Origin of the sequence: Pedobacter sp. BS3 (genome assembly GCF_008274585.1) — a bacterium.
Taxonomy (GTDB): Bacteria; Bacteroidota; Bacteroidia; order Sphingobacteriales; family Sphingobacteriaceae; genus Hufsiella_A.
Window position 1 is genome coordinate 85,272 of record NZ_VTRT01000003.1, and the last position, 21,161, is coordinate 106,432.

At 39.8% G+C, this 21,161-nt stretch carries 17 protein-coding genes and 2 tRNA genes; 12 read left to right on the forward strand and 7 right to left on the reverse strand.

Annotation, left to right across the window (positions count from 1 at the left end; all coding sequences use genetic code 11):
- Positions 1–35: 35 nt before the first annotated feature.
- Both FW774_RS09070 and FW774_RS09075 read right to left on the reverse strand, forming a co-directional pair.
- Entirely contained in the window at positions 36–650 is a 615-nt protein-coding gene (locus FW774_RS09070) for a DUF502 domain-containing protein (RefSeq protein ID WP_149347869.1), read from the reverse strand.
- A gap of 58 nt (positions 651–708) precedes the next feature.
- Entirely contained in the window at positions 709–3,174 is a 2,466-nt protein-coding gene (locus FW774_RS09075) for a bifunctional UDP-N-acetylmuramoyl-tripeptide:D-alanyl-D-alanine ligase/alanine racemase (protein WP_149347870.1), read from the reverse strand.
- A 64-nt stretch (positions 3,175–3,238) separates the two neighbouring features.
- On the opposite strand from FW774_RS09075, the gene FW774_RS09080 reads away from it, so the two are divergent.
- The 3 genes from FW774_RS09080 to FW774_RS09090 all read left to right on the forward strand — a co-directional run bounded on the left by FW774_RS09080 (position 3,239) and on the right by FW774_RS09090 (position 4,017).
- The gene (locus FW774_RS09080; protein ID WP_149347871.1) at positions 3,239–3,712 is read left to right on the forward strand and encodes a regulatory protein RecX; all 474 of its coding nucleotides are present in this window, start codon (positions 3,239–3,241) and stop codon (positions 3,710–3,712) included.
- 94 nt (positions 3,713–3,806) lie between these two features.
- Positions 3,807–3,882 (forward strand) — tRNA-Gly (locus tag FW774_RS09085).
- Positions 3,883–3,931: 49 nt separating this feature from the next.
- Positions 3,932–4,017 (forward strand) — tRNA-Leu (locus FW774_RS09090).
- 909 nt (positions 4,018–4,926) lie between these two features.
- Here FW774_RS09090 and FW774_RS09095 read toward each other — a convergent pair.
- Both FW774_RS09095 and FW774_RS09100 read right to left on the reverse strand, forming a co-directional pair.
- Positions 4,927–5,313: a hypothetical protein gene (locus FW774_RS09095; protein ID WP_149347872.1), complete on the reverse strand. Its 387-nt coding sequence runs from the start codon at positions 5,311–5,313 to the stop codon at positions 4,927–4,929.
- Positions 5,314–5,353: 40 nt separating this feature from the next.
- Entirely contained in the window at positions 5,354–6,238 is an 885-nt protein-coding gene (locus FW774_RS09100) for a LysR family transcriptional regulator (RefSeq protein WP_149347873.1), read from the reverse strand.
- Between the two features lie 86 nt (positions 6,239–6,324).
- On the opposite strand from FW774_RS09100, the gene FW774_RS09105 reads away from it, so the two are divergent.
- Entirely contained in the window at positions 6,325–7,047 is a 723-nt protein-coding gene (locus FW774_RS09105; protein WP_149347874.1) for a class I SAM-dependent methyltransferase, read from the forward strand.
- Between the two features lie 310 nt (positions 7,048–7,357).
- Positions 7,358–7,564 (forward strand): hypothetical protein, encoded by a 207-nt coding sequence (locus FW774_RS09110; protein WP_149347875.1) that lies wholly within the window; start codon positions 7,358–7,360, stop codon positions 7,562–7,564.
- Positions 7,565–7,701: 137 nt separating this feature from the next.
- On the opposite strand, the gene FW774_RS09115 is transcribed toward FW774_RS09110, so the two are convergent.
- Complete coding sequence (locus FW774_RS09115; protein ID WP_149347876.1) at positions 7,702–8,592, reverse strand: polyphosphate kinase 2 family protein; 891 nt, start codon at positions 8,590–8,592, stop codon at positions 7,702–7,704.
- A gap of 92 nt (positions 8,593–8,684) precedes the next feature.
- On the opposite strand from FW774_RS09115, the gene FW774_RS09120 reads away from it, so the two are divergent.
- Complete coding sequence (locus FW774_RS09120; RefSeq protein WP_149347877.1) at positions 8,685–11,156, forward strand: penicillin-binding protein 1A; 2,472 nt, start codon at positions 8,685–8,687, stop codon at positions 11,154–11,156.
- 164 nt (positions 11,157–11,320) lie between these two features.
- Positions 11,321–14,479 carry a DPP IV N-terminal domain-containing protein gene (locus FW774_RS09125; protein WP_149347878.1) on the forward strand — a complete coding sequence of 1,053 codons (3,159 nt, stop codon included), beginning with the start codon at positions 11,321–11,323 and terminating at the stop codon, positions 14,477–14,479.
- 256 nt (positions 14,480–14,735) lie between these two features.
- Here the strand turns inward: FW774_RS09125 and FW774_RS09130 are convergent, their stop codons facing one another.
- Positions 14,736–15,104 carry a GIY-YIG nuclease family protein gene (locus tag FW774_RS09130; RefSeq protein ID WP_149347879.1) on the reverse strand — a complete coding sequence of 123 codons (369 nt, stop codon included), beginning with the start codon at positions 15,102–15,104 and terminating at the stop codon, positions 14,736–14,738.
- 128 nt (positions 15,105–15,232) lie between these two features.
- Between FW774_RS09130 and FW774_RS09135 the strand changes: the two genes are divergently transcribed.
- The 5 genes from FW774_RS09135 (at position 15,233) to FW774_RS09155 (ending at position 19,981) form a co-directional block, all read left to right on the forward strand.
- Positions 15,233–16,006: an XRE family transcriptional regulator gene (locus tag FW774_RS09135; protein WP_149347880.1), complete on the forward strand. Its 774-nt coding sequence runs from the start codon at positions 15,233–15,235 to the stop codon at positions 16,004–16,006.
- Between the two features lie 67 nt (positions 16,007–16,073).
- Entirely contained in the window at positions 16,074–16,475 is a 402-nt protein-coding gene (locus FW774_RS09140) for a DUF4890 domain-containing protein (protein WP_149347881.1), read from the forward strand.
- Between the two features lie 132 nt (positions 16,476–16,607).
- Positions 16,608–17,453: an alpha-1,2-fucosyltransferase gene (locus FW774_RS09145; protein ID WP_149347882.1), complete on the forward strand. Its 846-nt coding sequence runs from the start codon at positions 16,608–16,610 to the stop codon at positions 17,451–17,453.
- 21 nt (positions 17,454–17,474) lie between these two features.
- Complete coding sequence (locus tag FW774_RS09150; RefSeq protein WP_149347883.1) at positions 17,475–19,016, forward strand: sugar transporter; 1,542 nt, start codon at positions 17,475–17,477, stop codon at positions 19,014–19,016.
- 17 nt (positions 19,017–19,033) lie between these two features.
- On the forward strand, positions 19,034–19,981 hold the full coding sequence (locus tag FW774_RS09155) for a glycosyltransferase family 2 protein (protein WP_187774863.1): 948 nt from the start codon (positions 19,034–19,036) through the stop codon (positions 19,979–19,981).
- Here FW774_RS09155 and FW774_RS09160 read toward each other — a convergent pair.
- Positions 19,965–21,131: a glycosyltransferase gene (locus FW774_RS09160; RefSeq protein ID WP_149347885.1), complete on the reverse strand. Its 1,167-nt coding sequence runs from the start codon at positions 21,129–21,131 to the stop codon at positions 19,965–19,967. The two genes, FW774_RS09155 and FW774_RS09160, sit on opposite strands and share 17 nt — an antisense overlap.
- Positions 21,132–21,161 lie beyond the last annotated feature (30 nt).

Below are 21,161 nucleotides of genomic sequence, written 5' to 3' on the forward strand. Positions count from 1 at the left end.
AGTTATATTCTACAACTTACTTATCAGCCTGGAATCTATTCTTTTACAAAACGATGAGGCATACCGCTCACTCCACCTGAAACTACGAACTTCATCGCATCGGGGCCACTCATACTCAGCGGCTTTACTTTCTCCCTGCGCACCACACAAAGTTGTCCTGCAAATGAATAGCTGTAAGGAAAATATACAGCTACCTCGCCGGGAAGATTTAATACGGTCAGATCTTTCTGTGTAAGAAAGCCGATCTGTTTCAAGCCTGTCTCGTTAATTTCTACCAATACCGGCTCACTGAACTTTTTCTCATCCCCTACAAAAGCTTCTGTAAGGTCTTTAATGGACGAGTACAAGAAATTAAACAAAGGCAGGCGATTTAGCCAGCGACCTGCCCACTGTTTGATCGGGTCGGTTACAAAATTGGTAACAATAATACCGGCAAGTAAGATGATAAATAATACCGTAAGAATACCCAGACCGGGAATGTATATCGGCTTACGGGTTTTAGGGTCGACCCACAGCACATCACTTAAATTAAGCGATGAGTCCAGCGTAGCCATGATCCAGTATATCAGGAAGATAGCTGCACCTATAGGCACTACTACTAAAATTCCTTTAACAAAATAATTGAGTAAGGCCCTGAATACCCTGTTCATAGTTTTCGCAGCAATTTCTAACCCACGGCAAAGATAAGCTATTTAAGTGGCATATTGCTTACTCGTAATAATAAACGCGTTTAACCCGCTGCGAAATGCCGGTCAGGATTTCGTACGGAATAGTTCCAAGCTGATCTGCCAGTTGCTGAACGGGTACAGATTCGCCAAAAACAATCACTTCATCACCTTCTTCCGCATGAACGCCGGTAATATCCAGCATGCACATATCCATGCAAATGCTGCCAATAGTGGGTACAATATGACCGTTTACCTGCATTTTACCAACTCCATTGCCCAGCTTACGATTATAACCATCGGCATACCCGATTTTAACGGTGGCAATTTTTCCGCCTTCGGGCAATTTCCCGCGACGGTTATAACCTACGGTTTCTCCGGGCTCAATATGTTTGATCTGCGAGATGCTGGTTTTAAGCGTAGTTACCGTTTCTAAGGGTGATTTTTGTTTTATGGAGCTATCTATACCATACAGACCGATACCCAAACGCACCATATCCAACTGGGCTTCGGGCCAGCGACTTATGCCTGAAGTATTAGCGATATGGCGTAAAAACTGATATCCTATTCCCTTTTCTATATGATGGGTTGTTTCCGCAAATAATTGTACCTGTCGCTGGGTAAACTCATCTTCCACAGGATCTTCGCTTGCCGCAAGATGCGAAAACACGCTCTTGACAAGGACATCGTCCGAACTGTTCAGGATACTTACCAACGCTTCCACCTCATGTGGCATAAAACCTAACCGGTGCATGCCTGTATCTATTTTCAGGTGAACAGGATACCGGGTTTTATTTTTCTGTTTCAGTATCGTTATAAAATCATGTAAAATCCTGAAGCTGTAAATTTCAGGCTCTAACCGGTGCTCAATTAACGTATCATACGCAGCTTCTTCGGCATTCATTACCATAATGGGCAGCGTGATACCAGCCTTACGTAGGGCAACACCTTCATCGGCAAAAGCCACAGCCAGGTAATCTACCTTATTAAACTGCAACAGGTTGGCAATCTCAAAGCTGCCGCTGCCATACGAGAAGGCCTTGACCATTACCATCAGCTTTACGTTCGGGTGAAGTAATGATTTGTAATAATTCAGATTATGCTCTAACGCGTTCAGGTTAATTTCCAGAACAGTTTCGTGCACTTTCTGAATAAGTTGTTTACTGATTTTTTCAAATTCAAAGACTCTTGCGCCCTTTAACAGGATGGTTTCATCGCTAAAATTCAAGCTGCTCCAATTATTCAGCAATTCTTCCGTCGAAGAATAAAACTGCTTATCGATTGGAAATGATTCAGCGCAAGCGCTTATTTGCGGTCCCACACCTATCAAACGATCAACCTGTTTACTTTCAAGCAGATGTGCCACCTGTTGATAGAGCTCCTCCGGCTTTATACCGGCCTGAGGAATATCCGACAGGATAAGCGTTCTCCGGGGATGCTGATTTTGCTGTTTCAGAAAATCGAGCGCAATAGTTAAAGATGCCAAATCAAGACTATACGAATCGTCAATCACAGAACAATTATTAATGCCGGTTTTTAGTTCCAGCCGCATGGTTACTGGTTGGAGTTTCTCCAGTCGCTCATCGGGAATTGCCGGATGATAACCCAAAGCCAGCATTACCGCCCAACAGCAAACCGCGTTTTCTACCGAAGCGGCATCGGCAAACGGAACAAGGCACTGCACATCGTTATGCTGATAAATGCCACGCAGGTAGCGATATCTATTTTCCAGCACCTCCTCGCCTATTACTTCCAGGTCGGCAGGAGCATTAATGCACCAGGTAAACTGCTTTTTTCCGGGAATTTTGCCGCTGTAAGCCTGTAAGTATTTCGGCGAATAAATAAACAGATCGGCCTCCTGAAATAACGTCAGCTTTTCGGCGATCTTATCCTGCAGGGTTAAAAAACCCTCGTTGTGTGCATCGCCAATATTGGTCAATACGCCAATAGTTGGCTGAATGATATGGGCCAATGCGGCCATTTCATCGGCTTTGGAAATTCCGGTTTCAATAATGGCCAGCGTATGGTCATCGGTCATTTGCCATACCGACAAGGGCACGCCGATCTGTGAGTTGTAACTTTTCGGACTCCGGATAATGGTGTACTCCGGCGAAAGCAGCTGGTATAACCACTCTTTGACAATAGTTTTGCCATTGCTGCCGGTTATCGCAATCACCGGGTAAGTGAATTGCCGGCGATGATAAGCTGCCAGATCCTGCAACGCTTTCAGCGGGTTATTTACAACCAGGAAATTAGCCCCGGGATATGCTTGCCGGTCAATTTTCTTATCGGATATGACGAAATTCCGCACACCACTCCGGTAGGCATCCGGAATATACGTATGTCCATCCCGGCGACCATGCAAAGCAAAGAACAGGTTATGTTCCGTGTCCGATAATTTCCGGCTATCGTAGCTTAACGTTTGAATGACAGCTTCAGGAACAGTGATATATGCCGTTGCGCCTGCAATTTCAGCAACCTGCGTAATGGGATAAGGTTTGTGACTCATGCTATGCAAATTTCTACATTTTTTTAGGATATAGTCCGGTTTTTCACAACTTTGAACGGTTGTTATGAATTGTAAATCCCTCACCAAAAACCAGGCCATTGAAAAAGCCGAGCATTATTGCGCTTACCAGGAACGCTCTCAACAGGAAGTGCGGGATAAATTGTATGATTTGGGCATGAACACATCCGATGTTGACGACATTATCAGTTACCTGATATCAACAAATTTTCTGAATGAAGAACGCTTCGCATTGGCTTATACCCGCGGTAAGCTGCGGCAAAAGCATTGGGGGCGATTAAAAATCAAACAAGGATTAAAATTAAAAAAGGTCTCTGAACCGTTAATCCGCAAAGCGATGCGGAGCATAGATGCTGATGAATACATGGATATTCTGAGCCAAATATTACAGAAAAAAGCATCGCTATTACACGAAAAGGATACGTTTAAACGCTATTATAAGCTCATGCGTTTTGCCTTATCCCGCGGTTTTGAAACCGACCTGATTTCTGATGCACTGAAACAGAATAACTTAGCCTGAAAACAAAAATATTTTAAAAAAATATTGACAGATTTGCTTTTCTGCCTATATTTGCACTCACCAAAACGCAAGAAACATACTATATCTTGCAGATGCGAAAGTAGCTCAGTTGGTAGAGCGCAACCTTGCCAAGGTTGAGGTCGCGAGTTCGAACCTCGTCTTTCGCTCCACAAGTCCCTTCCACGTGAAGGGATTTAATGTTTTAAAAGGTAATCACCTGCCTGGGTGGTGGAACTGGTAGACACGCAGGACTTAAAATCCTGTTCGCCCTAAAGCGAGTGCGGGTTCGATTCCCGCCCCAGGTACTAAGCGGGACTTCTGTCCTGTTTTTGAAAGACTCCTCTACACAAAGGAGTCTTTTTTCATTGCTGGGTTTGAAATTCTATACATCTGCATACCAGTTCATCAGCGTCAAGCAGAATAATTCGTTTCACTATGTACTGGCACGAGAGTGCCAAAAATAGAAACGGGAACCCGCCTCTGTTCGATTTGGATTCCCGTTTACTTTCACTTAAACCGTAGTTTAAATGAAAAATATCAAGTGTTCTGTATCTTTGGCAGATTATCCGGATTACCCCGGTGGGCATCCTCGTAATCCTTATGAGCTGGCCTGTCTCCTATGAAACAGCTCGTCTCATAATTCCTGTTTAATCCCGCTGCATCAAAACCCGTAGGTTGCATGCTGCTTTGTTAACTTGAAAGTCCGAAACTGCTTTCCCGTAGGCGCTGGCTTCTTTTGGTCTTTCAATATCAGGCTGTCAAAGTACTTCCTTCTTGATATATACTAAGGTAGCACATTATCCCGGAACTGCAAAGAAAAAAAGGACATTTTTATAAACAGCTTATTAACAGCAATCCACATCCGTGATAATTACTAAATCAACGTCATATTATACTATAACTTGCTTATATTGAGTAAACTATAGGTCTTGTTTTTGACTTTTAATTGTTGAGTCTTGACTTTACAACGGGTTATCCACATCCAGTTGAAATCGGTTTTCCACCTGTTGCTAAGTAAAAAGTAAAAATTATCTTCGATGAGTTCGCCAAAGGCTCGGTTCAAAAGTAAAAACCTGCAAGGGTTCATTGGATACCTTAATGAAAAATTAAAAGTGTATCCATAGGTCCTGCTGCTCAACCTATATTTTTTGGACGTTTGAGTAAGATATTCGTAGTCACGACATTACCCTTTGATTTAGGGCAAAATTCTGCCGTTACTTTTTAGCCGTAACACGGGTAGATTGCTGTTCCATGTTCTGAAATACCAACTCATCGGGGGTAAGTTTTTGCACCAGGAACGGAAATTCGCGTATGCGTCCGCCGTCTAAAATTTCCTGGTAGCGTATCAGGTTGTCTGCTATGGTATATTTTCCGTGCGATAGCACTTTTCCGTTCCATACCATAATCAGGTCGCCATTCCTGGAAAATTCAATATACGGTTTGTTAGCCGCCACTTCCTGCGCATCCATTGCTTTTGCTTCAGGATTATTGAGGTATTCTACCTTAACATAATGCCACCGTCCGTATAGTAGCTCAGGCTTTATGCTGCTGTTGCAGGACACCAATACCAGACTGATGATTATCCAAATAAGATATTTCATTTTTTTAATGTCAAATGCTTAACGATGTAAAGCTATAAAACTATGGTAAAAGCACACAATCCGCATAGCGTTTGGTAAACCAGCGGATAGCCTCGTTACTGTGCCGGCTGGCCAGTACCACTTCTGTAGAAACCGGGATGTCATCCAGGTTATAATACCGCAATTTCAGGTACGGATATTGCCATTGAAGCGATTTGGGTAAGATGGAAACTCCTATCCCACTCTCTACCAGCCGCAAAATAGAGTGCACGTTGTTAGCTTCGTGACTGATATCGGGCTGAAAGCCCAATCGCTGACAGATTTCAACCAGCTTCCGGTGATAATCAGGCGCATAATCACCGTTGAAAAATATAAAAGGCTGCTGTTGCAGATATTCGCTCAAGGCTTCAGTGGTAGTAAACCCGCCGGTTTCCTGTGGCATAACCACTACAAACGGGTCATGAAAAAGCGACGTCAGCTTTAGCGTTTCCGTATTAACCGGCGTACGCATAATGCCTACATCAAGCTTATTACTGTTGAGCGCCTGCACCTGCTTAACGGTTGGAACCTCAAACAGCCTGATTTTGAGGAACGGAAATTCCTGGCGCATCTCTTTCAACACAGTAATTAGTTGTGTATGATACGTCGAGCTAATGTAACCGATGTTGAACTGTCCGCTTAGGTTATGGTGAATCTGTTTTACCATGTTCTGACTGTCGGTCAGTCGCCCCAGAATAGCATCCACTTCCTTTTTAAAATACAGGCCAGCGTCCGTGAGCTTCACCCGCTTATTGTTCCGTTCAAATAATTGCACGCCAAGCTCTTCTTCCAACTCACGTATCTGCCTGCTTAACGGCGGTTGCGAAATAAATAAACGTGAAGCCGCTTTCCTGAAATGCAGTTCCTCGGCCACAGTTTTAAAATAAAGCAGGTGTCGTAATTCCATTGATACCTAATTAATATCAATTATTAACAAAATTGATATTTTACAAATATCATACTTCCGGTTAACTTTGACAAAAACAAAACAACATGGAAACAGATTATTCGTCAAAATCCTCTTTAGAAGAAATCAGGGAACGGTTTGATAACGATGTGGAACGTTTTTCAAACCTTGAGACGGGGCAGCAAACTACACTCGATGCTGTTTTAAGTATGGAACTCATTACCGATGCCGCCAAATACATCAATCCACAGGCAACCGCGGTATTAGATATTGGCTGTGGCGCCGGAAACTATACCCTAAAGCTGCTTTCCAAAATTCCAAACCTGAACTGTACCCTGATTGACCTTAGCTTGCCAATGCTGGAACGGGCCCGGCAACGGGTTTTGGAAGCTACATGGGGGACTGTTGAAACAATTCAAACCGACATTCGCGAGGCGAATTTGGGCGACCAGCAGTTTGATGTAGTGCTTGCGGCCGCCGTATTGCATCATTTACGCGGCGATAACGATTGGGAGCTGGTATTCGCTAAGATATACCAGGCGCTTAAACCCGGCGGCAGCTTCTGGATTTCAGATTTGATTATTCACGACACTCCCGAACTTGATAAATTGTTCACCGACCGGTTTGCAACTTACCTGGAATCGCTTGGCGGAGCTGAATACCGGCAAAAAGTGTTCGATTACATTGAACACGAAGACACCCCTCGGTCTGTAAATTACCAGCTGAACCTGATGAAACGTGCAGGCTTCAGGCATACCGAAGTGCTGCACAAAAACGGATGCTTTGCCGCTTTTGGCGGAGTGAAGTAAGTTTAGTTTCAAACGAAAAGCAGAAGGCCTAAAGCAGAAAGCATTTTTTAGAAAAGCAAAGTTCTGTAATAATGGGTTCCGGTAGTCAGGCTGTACGCTCATACGCCTGCAACCTGCCCCCATACCTCGTGGGGCATTACACTCAAGGCCGGTATCCGCTCCCATCCTGTTTAGATTGGCCGGGATAGTGCTGTAAACTCAGTTCTGACTTAGTTTTGCCAACTTTTAAAAAGTTGGCAGAACTGTTAATATCACAAAGCAGTCTATTAATAAATTTTTAACTGTTGCAATACAGTTAAATTGAAAATTGATGAAACTACTGCTGGAGATAAAAGACGATAAGGCCTCATTTATAATGGAAGTTTTAAAAAACTTTAAGGACATAAAAGTTAAGCCTCTTACAGCTCATAAAGCAGACGTGCTGGAAGGTTTAAAAGAAGCTGTTAACGAAGTTAACCTTATAAAGCAGGGAAAGTTAAAAGGTATTTCAGCTAAAGAGTTACTAAATGAACTATGAAGTTATAGCCACTCCACGGTTTAGAAAAGACATTAAAAGTATCCGTAATATTTAATCCCGAAATTTCAGCACAATGCCAGATTGAAGCCCCGTAACACTTAACTCACAACACATAACAATCAAACAATCCGGCAATTCTACCCCTCCCCTTCCAACAACCGCTTACTTTCGGCTAATGCTTCGGTTTCTGATGCGGATAATTGAGGCATTTGAATATCCAGCGCTTTTAACCGTTCCGTAATAACCTGGCTGATGGCTATCCGGGTAAACCATTTTTTATCAGCAGGTACAATATACCAGGGCGCATGTTCAGTCGCAGTAGCGTTAATGGCATCTTCGTATGCGTTCATGTAATCATTCCAGTACGAACGTTCCTGCACATCAAACGAAGAAAATTTCCAGTTTTTTGCCGGGTCATCAATCCGTTCCAAAAAACGCTCTTTCTGCTCCTTTTTAGACACATGCAAAAAGAACTTGATAATTATCGTACCGTTACGGGCAAGATGCTTTTCAAAATCACGGATGCTTTCGTAACGCTGCTCCCAGAATTTCTTATCAACTTTATCAACATCTGTATAATCATGCAGACGCTCTTTCAAAACAATTTCCGGGTGAACCCTGCATATCAGCACATTTTCGTAGTGCGAGCGGTTATGTATCCCAATACGGCCTTTTTCGGGCAACGCCTTATAATGACGCCATAAAAAATCATGGTCATATTCTTCGACCGAAGGTTGTTTAAATGAATACACCTGGCAGCCCTGTGGATTCAGACCGCTCATGACATGCTCAATGGCGCTATCCTTACCGCCAGCATCCATTGCCTGAAAAAGTATCAGCACCGCATATTGATTGGCGGCATACAATTTCTCCTGTATTTCGCTAAGCTCTTTTTTAGCGGTATCCAATACCGATTCAGCTTCATCCTTATCATAATCGGCTGTAAAATCGGTATCAAACTGCTTTAGCGAGATTTTTTGTTTGCCGTCAACGGTTAGTTTCTCAATAAATTTATCTGGCTTGCTCATAAGCAGTGCTAAAATTTTTACAATCAAAATTCGTTATCATCCGTATTTATCAATAATTCCCCGTTATATTCGCATTTGAATAATACGATACAATGTTTAAAGAGATTAAGAATAAACCCCTGCGTTATATTATTATTTTTCTATACGCAGTTATACTATTTTTCTGTGCGCTTGAACTAAACTTTCTTGGCTTATTCGGCTACTCTCCTACCATCAAAGATATTAAATCGCCCAATATGCGCATAGCATCCGAGCTGTATACTGCCGACGGTAAACTAATTGGCCGGTATTATAAGGAAAATCGCAGCCCGGTAAGCTTTAATAAAATAGCCCCCAGCGTATTAAATGCTTTGGTAGCTACCGAAGATGTGCGCTTTTATCAGCATAGTGGTATCGATTTGCGTTCACTGATATCGAGCACTATTTCTACCGCTTCTGGCGATAAACGCGGCGCCAGTACCATTACACAACAGTTGGCCAAAAACCTGTACCGTACCCGTTATAATAAATCGCAGGGATTGGTAAAATATATTCCCTTAGTGCGCACTGTTGTGTTTAAGCTAAAAGAATGGATGACCGCCTTAAAGCTGGAACGGCAATACACCAAACAGGAAATCATCACCCTATATCTTAATACCGTTCCGTTTGGCAATAATACTTACGGTATTAAAACGGCGGCAAAAAAATACTTCAATAAAGAGCCTGATAAATTAAGTGTGGAAGAATCGGCATTGCTGGTAGGCATGCTAAAGGCAACTACTACCTATAACCCGGCACGTTATCCCGAAAAATCGCTGGAAAGGCGTAACACCGTGTTATCCCAAATGGAAAAATACCATTATATAACACCGCAGCAATATAAACAATACAGCGCCAAACCTTTGAAATTGTCGATGGGGCAGTTGGAGGACGACAACCAGGGAAACTCTTATTTACGTGCCGCCGTTGCCCGCTACCTGGATAAATGGTGCGAAGATAATAACTACGATTTGTACGAAGACGGCTTGAAAATATATACTACCATCGATTCTAAGCTCCAGCAATACGCAGAGGAAGCCGTACATGAAAAAATGAAAATGCTGCAACGACGCTTTGATAATGTGTGGGGCAATGAAATTCCCTGGCGGGATTCGCAGGGCAATGTTATTGCTGATTTTGTGGAAAAGGCCGTACAACGATTGCCTTTATATGAGCAGCTGCAAAAACAATATCATGGCAATAAAGACTCTATTGATGCCTGGTTGAACAGGAAGAAAAAAATGAAGGTTTTTACCTGGGATGGTGAGAAAGAAGTTGATTATTCTACCATTGACTCAATAAAATACTATGCCAAATTACTGAATACCGGTATGATGACGCTGGACCCATTTTCCGGAAAAATCAAGGTGTGGGTTGGCGGCATCGACTTCAAATATTTTAAATACGACCATGTGAACCAGGCCAAACGTCAGGCTGGCTCAACATTTAAACCATTTGCTTACCTGGCTGCGTTGGAAAGCGGCATGAGCCCTTGCGATAAGTTTGTAGATAAGCCGGTAAAAATAGCTTACCAGGAAGATGGGCAAACCAAATACTGGGAACCTAAAAACGCTGATTTTTCCTTTTCCGGCCGTGAGATGTCATTACGCTGGGCTATGGGAAAATCGGTCAATTCCATAACGGCACAAATTACCGAGAAGGTTGGCTGGGATAACGTAGTAAAATATGCCCATGAGTGCGGTATTGAAAGTCCGCTGAAGTCAGTGCCGTCTGTTAGCTTAGGTTCAAACGATGTGTCAGTGTACGAAATGGTAAAGGCTTACGGCACATTCCTAAACAAGGGAAATCGCGTTGAGCCTATATTGGTTGAAAAAATCACCGATCGCGAGGGCAATGTTCTTGCCAGCTTTAAACCCAAAACCCACCGGGCAATCAGCGAAGAAATAGCCTGGCTGATGTTGTATATGTTCCGTGGCGGCATGGACGAACCCGGAGGCACCTCGCAATCACTTTGGGAATACGACCTCTGGAAAAAGAACAACCAGATTGGCGGCAAAACCGGTACATCGTCTGACTACGTAGATGGCTGGTATATGGGTATCACCAAAGATCTGGTAACCGGTGTTTGGGTGGGCTGTGATGACCGGAGTATACATTTCCGTACGTCGGGTACCGGCGAAGGCGCACATACAGCCTTACCTATTTTCGGTCGGTTTATGGAAAAAGTTTACCACGATGCTTCAAGCGGTTATACCTATGGGCCTTTCCCGAAACCGGATGTTAAAATCACCCGCGAATACAATTGTCCAAGCCCGCGTATTGTAATCGATACAACAAGTGTAGATAGCACAGATATAGACTCTCTGGTAATACCACAGGAATTGACCGTGCCAGACATGGAAGAGCCAACATTTGATAATAATAAATCCGCTAAACCATCTAAAGTATCGCCACAGCAGCCTGCAGAAAAACAACCTGCAGAACAGGTAAAACCTCAACAGGATAATACTGTTGATGATAAGAAAACCCGGCGGGAAAAACGACAAGAAGCCAGAAGATTGCGACGAGAGGGTGCAGCTAATTAGTTAAAAAATTGCAATATTGTTATGTCAATATTCACCGGAACATATAAACTGTATCAAATCAGCTGTAGAAAACGTTATTTGCTTCTAATTAACAACAATTACATTTTTTAACATTTGCTTAGGCAGGAATTCCATAAATTTAGAATCTGTTAACAATCTGATAAATGAAACAACCAAACTTTTTTTTAAAAAAACGGTCGCTGAAACTCTTTGGGTATCTTTTGATCCTGATTTTCAGCACGTATTCTAATCAGGCTGATGCCCAATACTTCGGACAAAACAAGGTTCGCTATAAAAACCTGAAATTTAAGGTTTACGAAACACCACACTTCAATATTTACTATTATTTGCAGAATGATAGCTTATTAAAACGTTTCGCCAAAGAAAGTGAAGTTTGGTACGATTTACATCAGCAGGTATTTCGTGATACGTTCAAAAAGAAAAACCCGATCATCCTGTATGCCAATAGCCCTGATTTCCAACAAACTACCGCTATAGAAGGCGAAATCGGTGTTGGAACAGGCGGTGTTACCGAAGGAATGAAAAACCGTGTGGTCATGCCAGTGATGCAGATAAATCAGCAAACCCGTCACGTATTAGGACATGAGTTGGTACACGCGTTTCAATATCATTCGTTGATAGAAGGCGATTCTACAAACCTTGAAAATATCGGCAATCTGCCTTTATGGATGGTTGAAGGTATGGCCGAATATCTTTCTATCGGTAAAAAGGATGCTTATACCGCCATGTGGATGCGTGACGCCTACCTGAACAAAGACATTCCTTCGTTAAAAGACCTCACTACATCCAATAAATATTTCCCTTACCGTTACGGACAAGCCTTTTGGGCTTACATCGGTTCTACGTATGGCGATACGGTAATTGTTCCGTTTTTCAAGGCTACCGCTAAATATGGTTATGAAATGGCCATCAGGCGAACCTTTGGTTACGATGAACGCACATTATCCAATTTATGGAAAACAAGTATTGAAAATACGTATCGTCCCTTGTTAAAAGACACAGCCCAGGTTCCTATAGGACGCAAACTAATTGATGAAAAGAACGGCGGCGAAACGTATAACCTGGCTCCAGCGATATCGCCGGATGGCAAATATGTCGCTTTTTTATCAGAGCGTGATTTACTCAGCATCGACTTGTTTCTTGCCGATGCCCAGACGGGCAAAGTGATACGAAAACTTACCAGTAAGGCCCGTGACAGCCACATTGATGAAATAAGTTTTATTGAATCAGCCGGAGCATGGTCGCCGGATGGCTCAAAATTTGCCTTTGCCATTTACAGTGCCGGGCGCATCAAAATGCTGGTTGTAGATGCTAAAACAGGTCGCACACTGTTGACCCAAAGTATGGGTGATGTTGGTGAGTTCGGCAATCTTACGTGGTCGCCAAACGGTAGGGATATTGCTTTTGCCGGTTTGAAAAATGGTCAGAGCGATTTGTTTATGTTCAATTTCGATACCAAAAAAGTAACCCAGCTTACTAATGATGTGTATTCGGATTACCACCCGGCCTTTTCTAATGACGGAACTAAGATTGTTTTCAGCACCGACCGTAAAAGCTACGACCGCTCCGGAAAAAGCGCTGAAATTCCGTTTAACCTGGCCGTTATCGATGTAAATACCAAACAAATAACCAATATCGACGTATTTCCGGGAGCCAATAACCTGAACCCGCAATTTTCAGGAAATGACCAACAAATCTACTTCCTGTCAAATCACGATGGTTTCCGCAACCTGTATCGTTATACATTGGCTAATGGCAATTTAGAGCAGCTAACTGATTATTTTACCGGCATCAGTGGTATTACAGAATATTCGCCAGCATTGAGTATATCCCGTAATGATGATGTAGTGTATTCATACTACAGAGCCCAGAAATACCGGATATACAGCGCCAAAGCCAGCGATTTTAAGGCCGTTACTACACAATACAATGCCGTAAACTTTGATGCGGCTCTCTTGCCTCCGCAAAAATCGTACGGGGTTGACCTGATAAATGCCAATCTCAAAAACTTTGAACGCTTTGAACAGATACCCACATCCTCTATTCAGCAGATTCCATACAGGCCTTACTTCAAATTAGACTATATTGCAAGTAATGGTGTTGGTGCTTCTGTCGGACAGTTTGGAACAGGTTTGTCCAGCGGTATACAAGGTATATTCAGTGATATTTTGGGACGTAACCAGATTTACGCGGCAGCAGCCGTAAACGGCGAAATTTACGATTTTGGCGGACAGGTCGCTTATCTTAACCAGGAAGGCCGTATTAACTGGGGAGGTGCTATATCACATATCCCCTATTTATCGGCTTACTCATCCTATACTCCTGCAACCACTGATTCTTACGCGTCTATCAATACCGACCTGATACGAACTTTCGAAGACCAGATACAGATTTTGGGAAGTTACCCCTTTTCACGGATACATCGTTTTGAAGTTGGCGGTTCTTTTGCCAATTACAGTTACCGTATTGACCGTTATAGCGATTATTATGATTTGGCGGGGTATTATGTTGGAACAGAACGGCATAAGGTATCGTTGGATGAGGCAAACCAGTTTTATGAGCAATATTATGGCTTCGGCTTCAGAAGCTTTAAAATATTTGGTACCAGCGCCGCTTTTGTGGGTGATAATTCATTTTTCGGCGTTACAGCTCCGCTTAGCGGATTCAGGTACCGTTTAGGTTATTCCAACTATGCCGGCGATTATAATTTCGGTGAGATCATAGCCGATTTCAGGAAATATGTCCGTTTAAAGCCGATCACTATTGCCGGACGTATTTACAGCGACACACGTGTGGGAAGGGATCAGGACAGGTTATATTCCAATTTTGTGGGTTATCCTTACCTGATACGTGGATATGAATATAATTCGTTTTACAAAAACGGCAACCTGCAACAGACCGGCTCCGGATTTGACCTGGATCAGTTGATAGGTTCTAAAATCGCGGTAGCCAATTTTGAAGTACGCTTACCGTTTACCGGTCCTAAAAAACTGGCCGCCATAGAATCTAAGTTCCTGTTTACCGATTTGAACGCCTTTTTTGATATCGGTTTAGCTTATAACAAGGGCTCGAAAGTCGCGTTTCGGTCTAAACCTCGTGTAGTCGGTAAAACAGATTACATAAATCCTAATACTGGAGAACCTGATGATGTTTACGAACGAGTGCCGGCAATGAGTGCCGGTTTGTCGTTACGGGTTAATGTATTTGGTTATTTCGTACTGGAACCTTATGCGGCCTTTCCATTCCAGCGTACCGATGTTACCGGACCAGTATTCGGACTGACATTTGCACCTGGATGGTAGTTGGATTTATGAATTACGATGTTAGATTTACGAACCTGAGATTATCCGCTCATCGGGATTTGTAATCCCGATGCTCATAACCCCGGATTTATAATCTGGCATTATCTATATCTATACTATTACAATAAATCAAAACAATAAAAGCCCATTATTATCGGCGTTACAAACGCCGGAGATTGATGCGCTCGTTTTGCAAACGAGCGCAAACAGAAATCGTAATTCGTAAATCTAACATTATAAACTCCACAGCTATTTCCTACGCTGTTTTTCTTACAATCAACGTATCTCTAATCAATTTATGTGAAGGAATAGTTTCTAATTTGCGGTAAACCACATGCTCAAAATCCAGCCCGATAGTTAAATCAATCCAATCAGGATTTACCTGGCGTATAAGCCTCTCCTTTTGAGTGCGGGTATAGGTGCTGATCAATTGAAATCGATCTAAAGCGGCTTGTTCCGTATTCAACTCTTCAAAATATACCAACCGGGTAGCGTGGTTGCTTGTATCGAAAAATAAACTGGGCATATCCCGGTAAAACTTTACCGTTTTAATCAGATCTGTGCTGGTACCTACATGCAATGAATTTCTGTTGCGGTCTGTAACGATATAAACATATTTCTTCATAATAATAAACTTATCGGCTCTTGGATAACTAAGTTAATTAGCTATATTTGTTTTGTATTTTATTAAAGCTAAATTTATGAGCATAAAGTTACTAATAATATTAGCAATTGCAAATTAATTTTAAAATTATGAGCAACATCTCGCAAAACCTCAAATATCTGCGCAAAAAACAAGGGTTAACCCAGCAGCAATTCGCCGATAAAATGGATATCAAGCGTTCGTTGGTAGGCGCCTATGAAGAAGATCGTGCCGAACCAAGATATGAATTGCTAAAAAAATTCGCCGACTTCTATGACCTGAGCATGGACGAACTGGTTAATGAAAAGATCACGGATAAATGGAAACCCAAACCAAAAAATGATGGCAGTAACCTGCGCATTTTAAGTGTTACAGTAGACCGGGATGAACGCGAAAATATTGAGCTGGTTCCGGTTAAGGCCAGTGCCGGGTATTTAAACGGTTACGCAGATCCGGAATATATCAGCGAGCTGCCTAAATTTCATCTGCCCATGTTCAAACAAGGGACTTACCGGGCATTTGAAATTAAAGGCGATTCCATGCTTCCGTTGCAGTCGGGCACCATTATTATTGGCGAATATCTTGAGAACTGGAATGATATAAAGATCGGTGATACGTATGTTATTATCAGTAAAACCGAAGGTATTGTATACAAACGTGCCGGCAGCAAGCTAAAAGGTAACAAAAGCCTGAAACTGGTTTCGGACAATACAGTATATGGGCCCTACTCTATTCCGGCAGAAGATGTACTGGAAATATGGAAATCCAAGGCTTATATCTCGACATCGTTCCCTGAGCCAAGTCCGGAACCAACCATGGAAAGCCTGACCAGCATGATGGCACAAATGCAGAAATCGCTTTCACAACTGCAAGGCAATAAATAAAATTTATAAGTCGCATTAAACTATTTGCCATTGTCCATCTCTAAGCTACATTAAACTTAATAATGAGATGAAAAAATTAGCAATTATCTGCGCTTTTATGCTTGGAATAGTTTCCTTAAGCAACGCCCAAAACCGTAAAATGCCCTCTCCCGAAGAACGGGCAAAAAGAAACACCGACATGCTGGCAAGTAAATTGAACCTTTCTGATGATCAGAAAGCCAAAGTAATGGCCATCAACCTGGAACAAGCTACCCGTGTAGACAGTCTGATGAAAGCCTCGACCGACATGAAGGCAAATCGCAGCGCTATGAAAGGCATCCGCGAAACCGCTAATACCAAGATCAAAGCTGTTTTAACCGATGATCAGAAAAAGCAATACGAGACCATGCAGGAAGAAATGCGCAACAGAATGCAGAACCGGCAAGGCGGCGGCGCTCCCCGTCCGGCTGGACAAGCAGAAGAGAATTAACGATTATTAAATTGTTTAGCAAAAGCCCCGGAGATTTTTCTTTGGGGCTTTTTTGTTTGAATAAATAATATATTTGGAATAATATATTTAAATCAATGCCAGTTAATAATATCTAAAGTTATAGATCTGACTATGATTATTTCAAATGTTATGGGTGGATTGGGCAATCAACTGTTCCAATATGCTTTAGGCAGACATTTATCATTAAAAAATAATACTATTTTATTACTTGATATATCAGATTATAACACAGATTCTCGGAAGTTCGAATTACATAATTTTAATATAACTTTAAATATTGCCAGGCAAGAAGACTTACCATATAGTAAACGAAAGTCCAATACAAATAAATATAAAGCATATATTTACGATATGCTCTTTTCTAAACTCAAAGTTAGGCATGAACAATTTTTTCATTTCGACCCCACCGTTTTATATTATCCAGATAATACATATTTATATGGTTATTGGCAAAGTGAAAAATATTTCAGGTCTATCGAAGATACACTTAGACGAGATTTAACCTTCGTCAATAGATTAAGTAAAGAGCAACTACATTTAGAAGAGAGAATCAAAACAGAAAACTCTATTGCATTACATGTACGTAGAGGCGATTATATAAACCACATGCTTCACCCCACTTGTTCTCTGGAATACTATACGGATGCAATAACTATTATTACACAACAAATACCTAATCCAATATTTTATATTTTTTCCGATGACATAGAATGGGCTCAAAGAAATTTAAAAATCAGGCATCCGCATCAGTTCATAACAAATAATAATGCCATTACTGACCTGAGATTAATGAGTGCTTGTAAACATTATATCATAGCTAATAGCACCTTTAGTTGGTGGGGAGCTTATTTGGGCTCATTTGAAAAGAAAATAGTAATTGCTCCTAAAAAGTGGTTTAATGACACTGTAAACTATAGTATTCGAGATTTATTACCCAAGCATTGGATCAAAATATGATATATATTTTGACTTATTGACATGTCAAGAGTTAAAAATACCCTGTTAAATTCAAAGGTTAATCTAATATTTTATACGTTAACAACCTTAATTAGTATATATTCCAGAAAAATATTTTTAAACTATTTAGGAGCGGAATATTTAGGGCTGGGCACAACTGTAGGAAACCTACTTTCACTTTTAAACCTTGCTGAATTAGGTATGGGAACAGCTATTGCTTATTCCTTATACACCCCTCTGTATAATAATGATAAGCAACAGATAGAATATATAGTTTCAATATTAGGATATCTTTATAAAAGAATAGGTATATTAATCACTACCCTGGGAATTATTCTTAGCCTATTTCTCCCTCATATATTTAAAAAATCACAAATTTCGGAAACAGCCATTTATGCTACGTTCTTTTCTTACTTATTGGGTTCCACTATTAGTTATTTTATCAATTATAAACAGCTATTACTCATAGCTGACCAGAAAAACTATTTAGTAACAGTTTACTTAAATAGCACTACTATATGTAAAATTATGGTTCAGATCTTAGTTGTTATATATTCAAAGGGAAACTTCTATTTCTATCTTATCATAGAAGTTATATTTACATTAATTCAAGCACTCTTAATAAATCACAGAGTATCAAAGGAATATAATTGGCTAAAGCCACAACTTATAACCAGAAAAATCATTATCCATAAATACGATAAAATTTTATCAAATGTCAAACAGATATTTTCTCATCATTTAGCAAGCTTTGTATTAACTCAAACAGACCAACTTCTCATTTTTGCCTTTTTATCTTTAAAAATGGTTACATATTACTCCAATTATCTTCTTGTGATTCAGAAACTAATTATCTTATCTAACCAGATTCTGAGCAGTAATCTTGCGGGTATTGGACATCTGATAGCTTCCAATAATTATAGCAAAATAAAAGGTGTCTTTCAAGAATTATTGGTATTAAGATATTGGGCCGCAGGAATAATAATATTTTGTTTATATCAATTTCTTCCTTTATTTATAAACTTGTGGATAGGCCCTCAATTTATATTAAATAAATATATACTCGTTTTATTATTAATAAATTCATTTATTATAATTACAAGGCAAACTGTAGATAATTTCCTTACCGGGTATGGTATATTCAAGGATACCTGGGCTCCATGGACAGAAGCCGGCTTAAACATTATATTTTCAATTGCTTTAGGCTCTAAATTTGGCATAACAGGTATATTAATGGGTACAACAATCAGTTTGATTGCAATTGTTGTTATATGGAAACCTTGCTTACTTTATAAAAGTGGGTTTAAAGAAAGTGTACGTAATTATTGGACTTCAATTACAGGTTATATCATTTTATGTTTTACATGCATGATATTTATGAATTATTTTCTATCTCATACCTTTATCAAAATTGACAATAAATATTTTCTTTTTATCATACAAGTAATTATAGGTATATGTGGTTATAGTTTATTATATACAAGTTCCTTATATGTTACATCAAAGGCAATGCGTACATTATTACTTAGGTTTTGGAATTTGATAAAAAATGATAGCAAATGACTTTTGTTAGCATAATAATGCCCGTCTATAATGCAGAAAAGTATTTAAAGGAGTCCATTGAGAGTATACTAAACCAATCTTATCCAGACTTTGAGTTTATTATTATAAACGATGGCTCTACTGACGATAGTTTAAATATTATTCAGAGCTATCAAGAGCAGGATAAACGGATTAAAATAATCAATCAAAGTAATCAAGGCATTTCAAAAGCCTTAAACAATGGCATCAGTATAGCTAAAGGTAAATATATAGCTCGCATGGATGCTGACGATATCTCAATGCCTCATAGATTAAAAGTACAAATAGACTTCCTTAATAAAACTTCTAAGGCTTTAGCGGTGGGTTCAAATGCTATGTATATAGATGTTGATGGTAACTATCTCTATACTTCCAGTAGTGCTGTTTCATGGTTCGCAATACAAAGAGAATTGCCTCAAAATCCATTTTTCCATAGTTCTGTTATGTTTAAAAAAGCCGCTTGGAGCCAAGTCGGTGGATATAGAGAAGATATTGTGCATTATTTTGAAGATAAAATATTATGGAATCAATTTGCCCAAATAGGTGAACTACATAACATAAAAGAACCATTAATATATTATAGACTCAACCCTGAATCAGTATCGAACAACACTACATATACTATAAAATTATTAAGAGAGATATATGATAAAGTGATTAGAACTGGTAATTTATCTCAAAAACAGTTCTATGAGCTTAAGAAAATTACCTCAGTAAGTAAAAAAAAGAAACTTAGTAATTATTATTTACTGCTGGGAAGCATATATCTCAATCAAAATTTCAATAAAAATCTTGCTATTAAAAATTTATTACAAGGTCTTTATCATACTCCTATAAATATGTCTCTTTGGCTGAGAATCGGCATTTCGATTTTGCCTAAAACAACTATTCTATTTATAAGAAGGTTGAAAAACAGAATGGGAATAATCATTAACAGCTTAACTTAATAACCTTTTTATATATTTCACAAATAGATCGAGTAACATTATTATAATTAAATTTTTTTATAGCTTCCTTTGATATTTCTTCCCTATTGTAGGTATCAATGTTATCAATCATCGCACCTATTGCTTCGTTTAATGCGGTCTCACACTCAGATTTAATTAAAATGCCATTATATTGGCTTATCACCTCTCTTATACCACCTACATCTGTAGCAATTACAGGCAGACCGCAACACAATGCTTCTAATATTACACAAGGTAGGCTCTCATACCTGCTAAACATAACCAAGCAATCATGTTCTTTCATGTAATGAGAAACCTGGTTATATGCAATTTCCCCTTTATAGTCTATAACTGATTGTAGTACTCTTGACCCATTAATGATATGCCTAATATGATCAGGCATATACCCAATTAAACTCAATTCAACATTATCTCGTTCTATTGCGATATTCTCAAATACCCGCAACAACCCTTCGACATTCTTAGCATAGTACATAGATGATATATGCAAAAATTTAAATGTCTTCCCTCTATTTTCGTAACTATAGTTAAACGAAGATGTATCTACTACATTCGGGATCACTGTTTGTGGAATGCCGGGAGCCCATTGTTTTATAAAATATCCTAATTTATGAGCTACTGGTATAATATGATTAACGGATTTCAATAAATTTCTGATAAGCAGCCTTTTTAGAATGGAAGATCGCATAAAGCTATCTTTAGCTTCAGGATAATAGGCAGACCAATGTTCGGTAAGAATGATTGGAATTTTATATCGCCATTTAACGAACTTTGCCATTATACCTGCGGGAAATATCACATAACAATGAATAAGCTTAGGTAATCCAAATTTTCGGATTATTATGTTAGTATATTTTATGCTGATATAAGCATATCTACAGAATAAAAAAAACTTACTAATTATCGAGTTTCCTTTAGCAGGATAATAAATTATATAGGTAATTATTTTATCATCTTCCTCAACCTCAATTTGTGTTTCCTTAATAGTAGCATCCTTTATCACATACAATACTATTTGTTTAATATACTTTGATGTAGCATTAACCAAACGTTCATTGAAATCACCATTAAAACGATGAACCCTGCTTGGGTACCAACTTGGCAACACTAATACATAATCTTTATTCATTTAGAACAATATTGATAAAATTATTTAATA

Coding starts and splice junctions, on each gene's coding strand:
- FW774_RS09130 (WP_149347879.1), bottom strand. CDS start 15,104: ATGAAGAAATATGTTTATATCGTTACAGACCGCAACAGAAATTCATTG.
- FW774_RS09100 (WP_149347873.1), bottom strand. CDS start 6,238: ATGGAATTACGACACCTGCTTTATTTTAAAACTGTGGCCGAGGAACTG.
- FW774_RS09160 (WP_149347885.1), bottom strand. CDS start 21,131: ATGAATAAAGATTATGTATTAGTGTTGCCAAGTTGGTACCCAAGCAGG.
- FW774_RS09070 (WP_149347869.1), bottom strand. CDS start 650: ATGAACAGGGTATTCAGGGCCTTACTCAATTATTTTGTTAAAGGAATT.
- FW774_RS09125 (WP_149347878.1), top strand. CDS start 11,321: ATGAAACAACCAAACTTTTTTTTAAAAAAACGGTCGCTGAAACTCTTT.
- FW774_RS09120 (WP_149347877.1), top strand. CDS start 8,685: ATGTTTAAAGAGATTAAGAATAAACCCCTGCGTTATATTATTATTTTT.
- FW774_RS09155 (WP_187774863.1), top strand. CDS start 19,034: ATGCCCGTCTATAATGCAGAAAAGTATTTAAAGGAGTCCATTGAGAGT.
- FW774_RS09150 (WP_149347883.1), top strand. CDS start 17,475: ATGTCAAGAGTTAAAAATACCCTGTTAAATTCAAAGGTTAATCTAATA.
- FW774_RS09135 (WP_149347880.1), top strand. CDS start 15,233: ATGAGCAACATCTCGCAAAACCTCAAATATCTGCGCAAAAAACAAGGG.
- FW774_RS09075 (WP_149347870.1), bottom strand. CDS start 3,174: ATGAGTCACAAACCTTATCCCATTACGCAGGTTGCTGAAATTGCAGGC.
- FW774_RS09145 (WP_149347882.1), top strand. CDS start 16,608: ATGATTATTTCAAATGTTATGGGTGGATTGGGCAATCAACTGTTCCAA.
- FW774_RS09095 (WP_149347872.1), bottom strand. CDS start 5,313: ATGAAATATCTTATTTGGATAATCATCAGTCTGGTATTGGTGTCCTGC.
- FW774_RS09105 (WP_149347874.1), top strand. CDS start 6,325: ATGGAAACAGATTATTCGTCAAAATCCTCTTTAGAAGAAATCAGGGAA.
- FW774_RS09140 (WP_149347881.1), top strand. CDS start 16,074: ATGAAAAAATTAGCAATTATCTGCGCTTTTATGCTTGGAATAGTTTCC.
- FW774_RS09080 (WP_149347871.1), top strand. CDS start 3,239: ATGAATTGTAAATCCCTCACCAAAAACCAGGCCATTGAAAAAGCCGAG.
- FW774_RS09115 (WP_149347876.1), bottom strand. CDS start 8,592: ATGAGCAAGCCAGATAAATTTATTGAGAAACTAACCGTTGACGGCAAA.
- FW774_RS09110 (WP_149347875.1), top strand. CDS start 7,358: ATGAAACTACTGCTGGAGATAAAAGACGATAAGGCCTCATTTATAATG.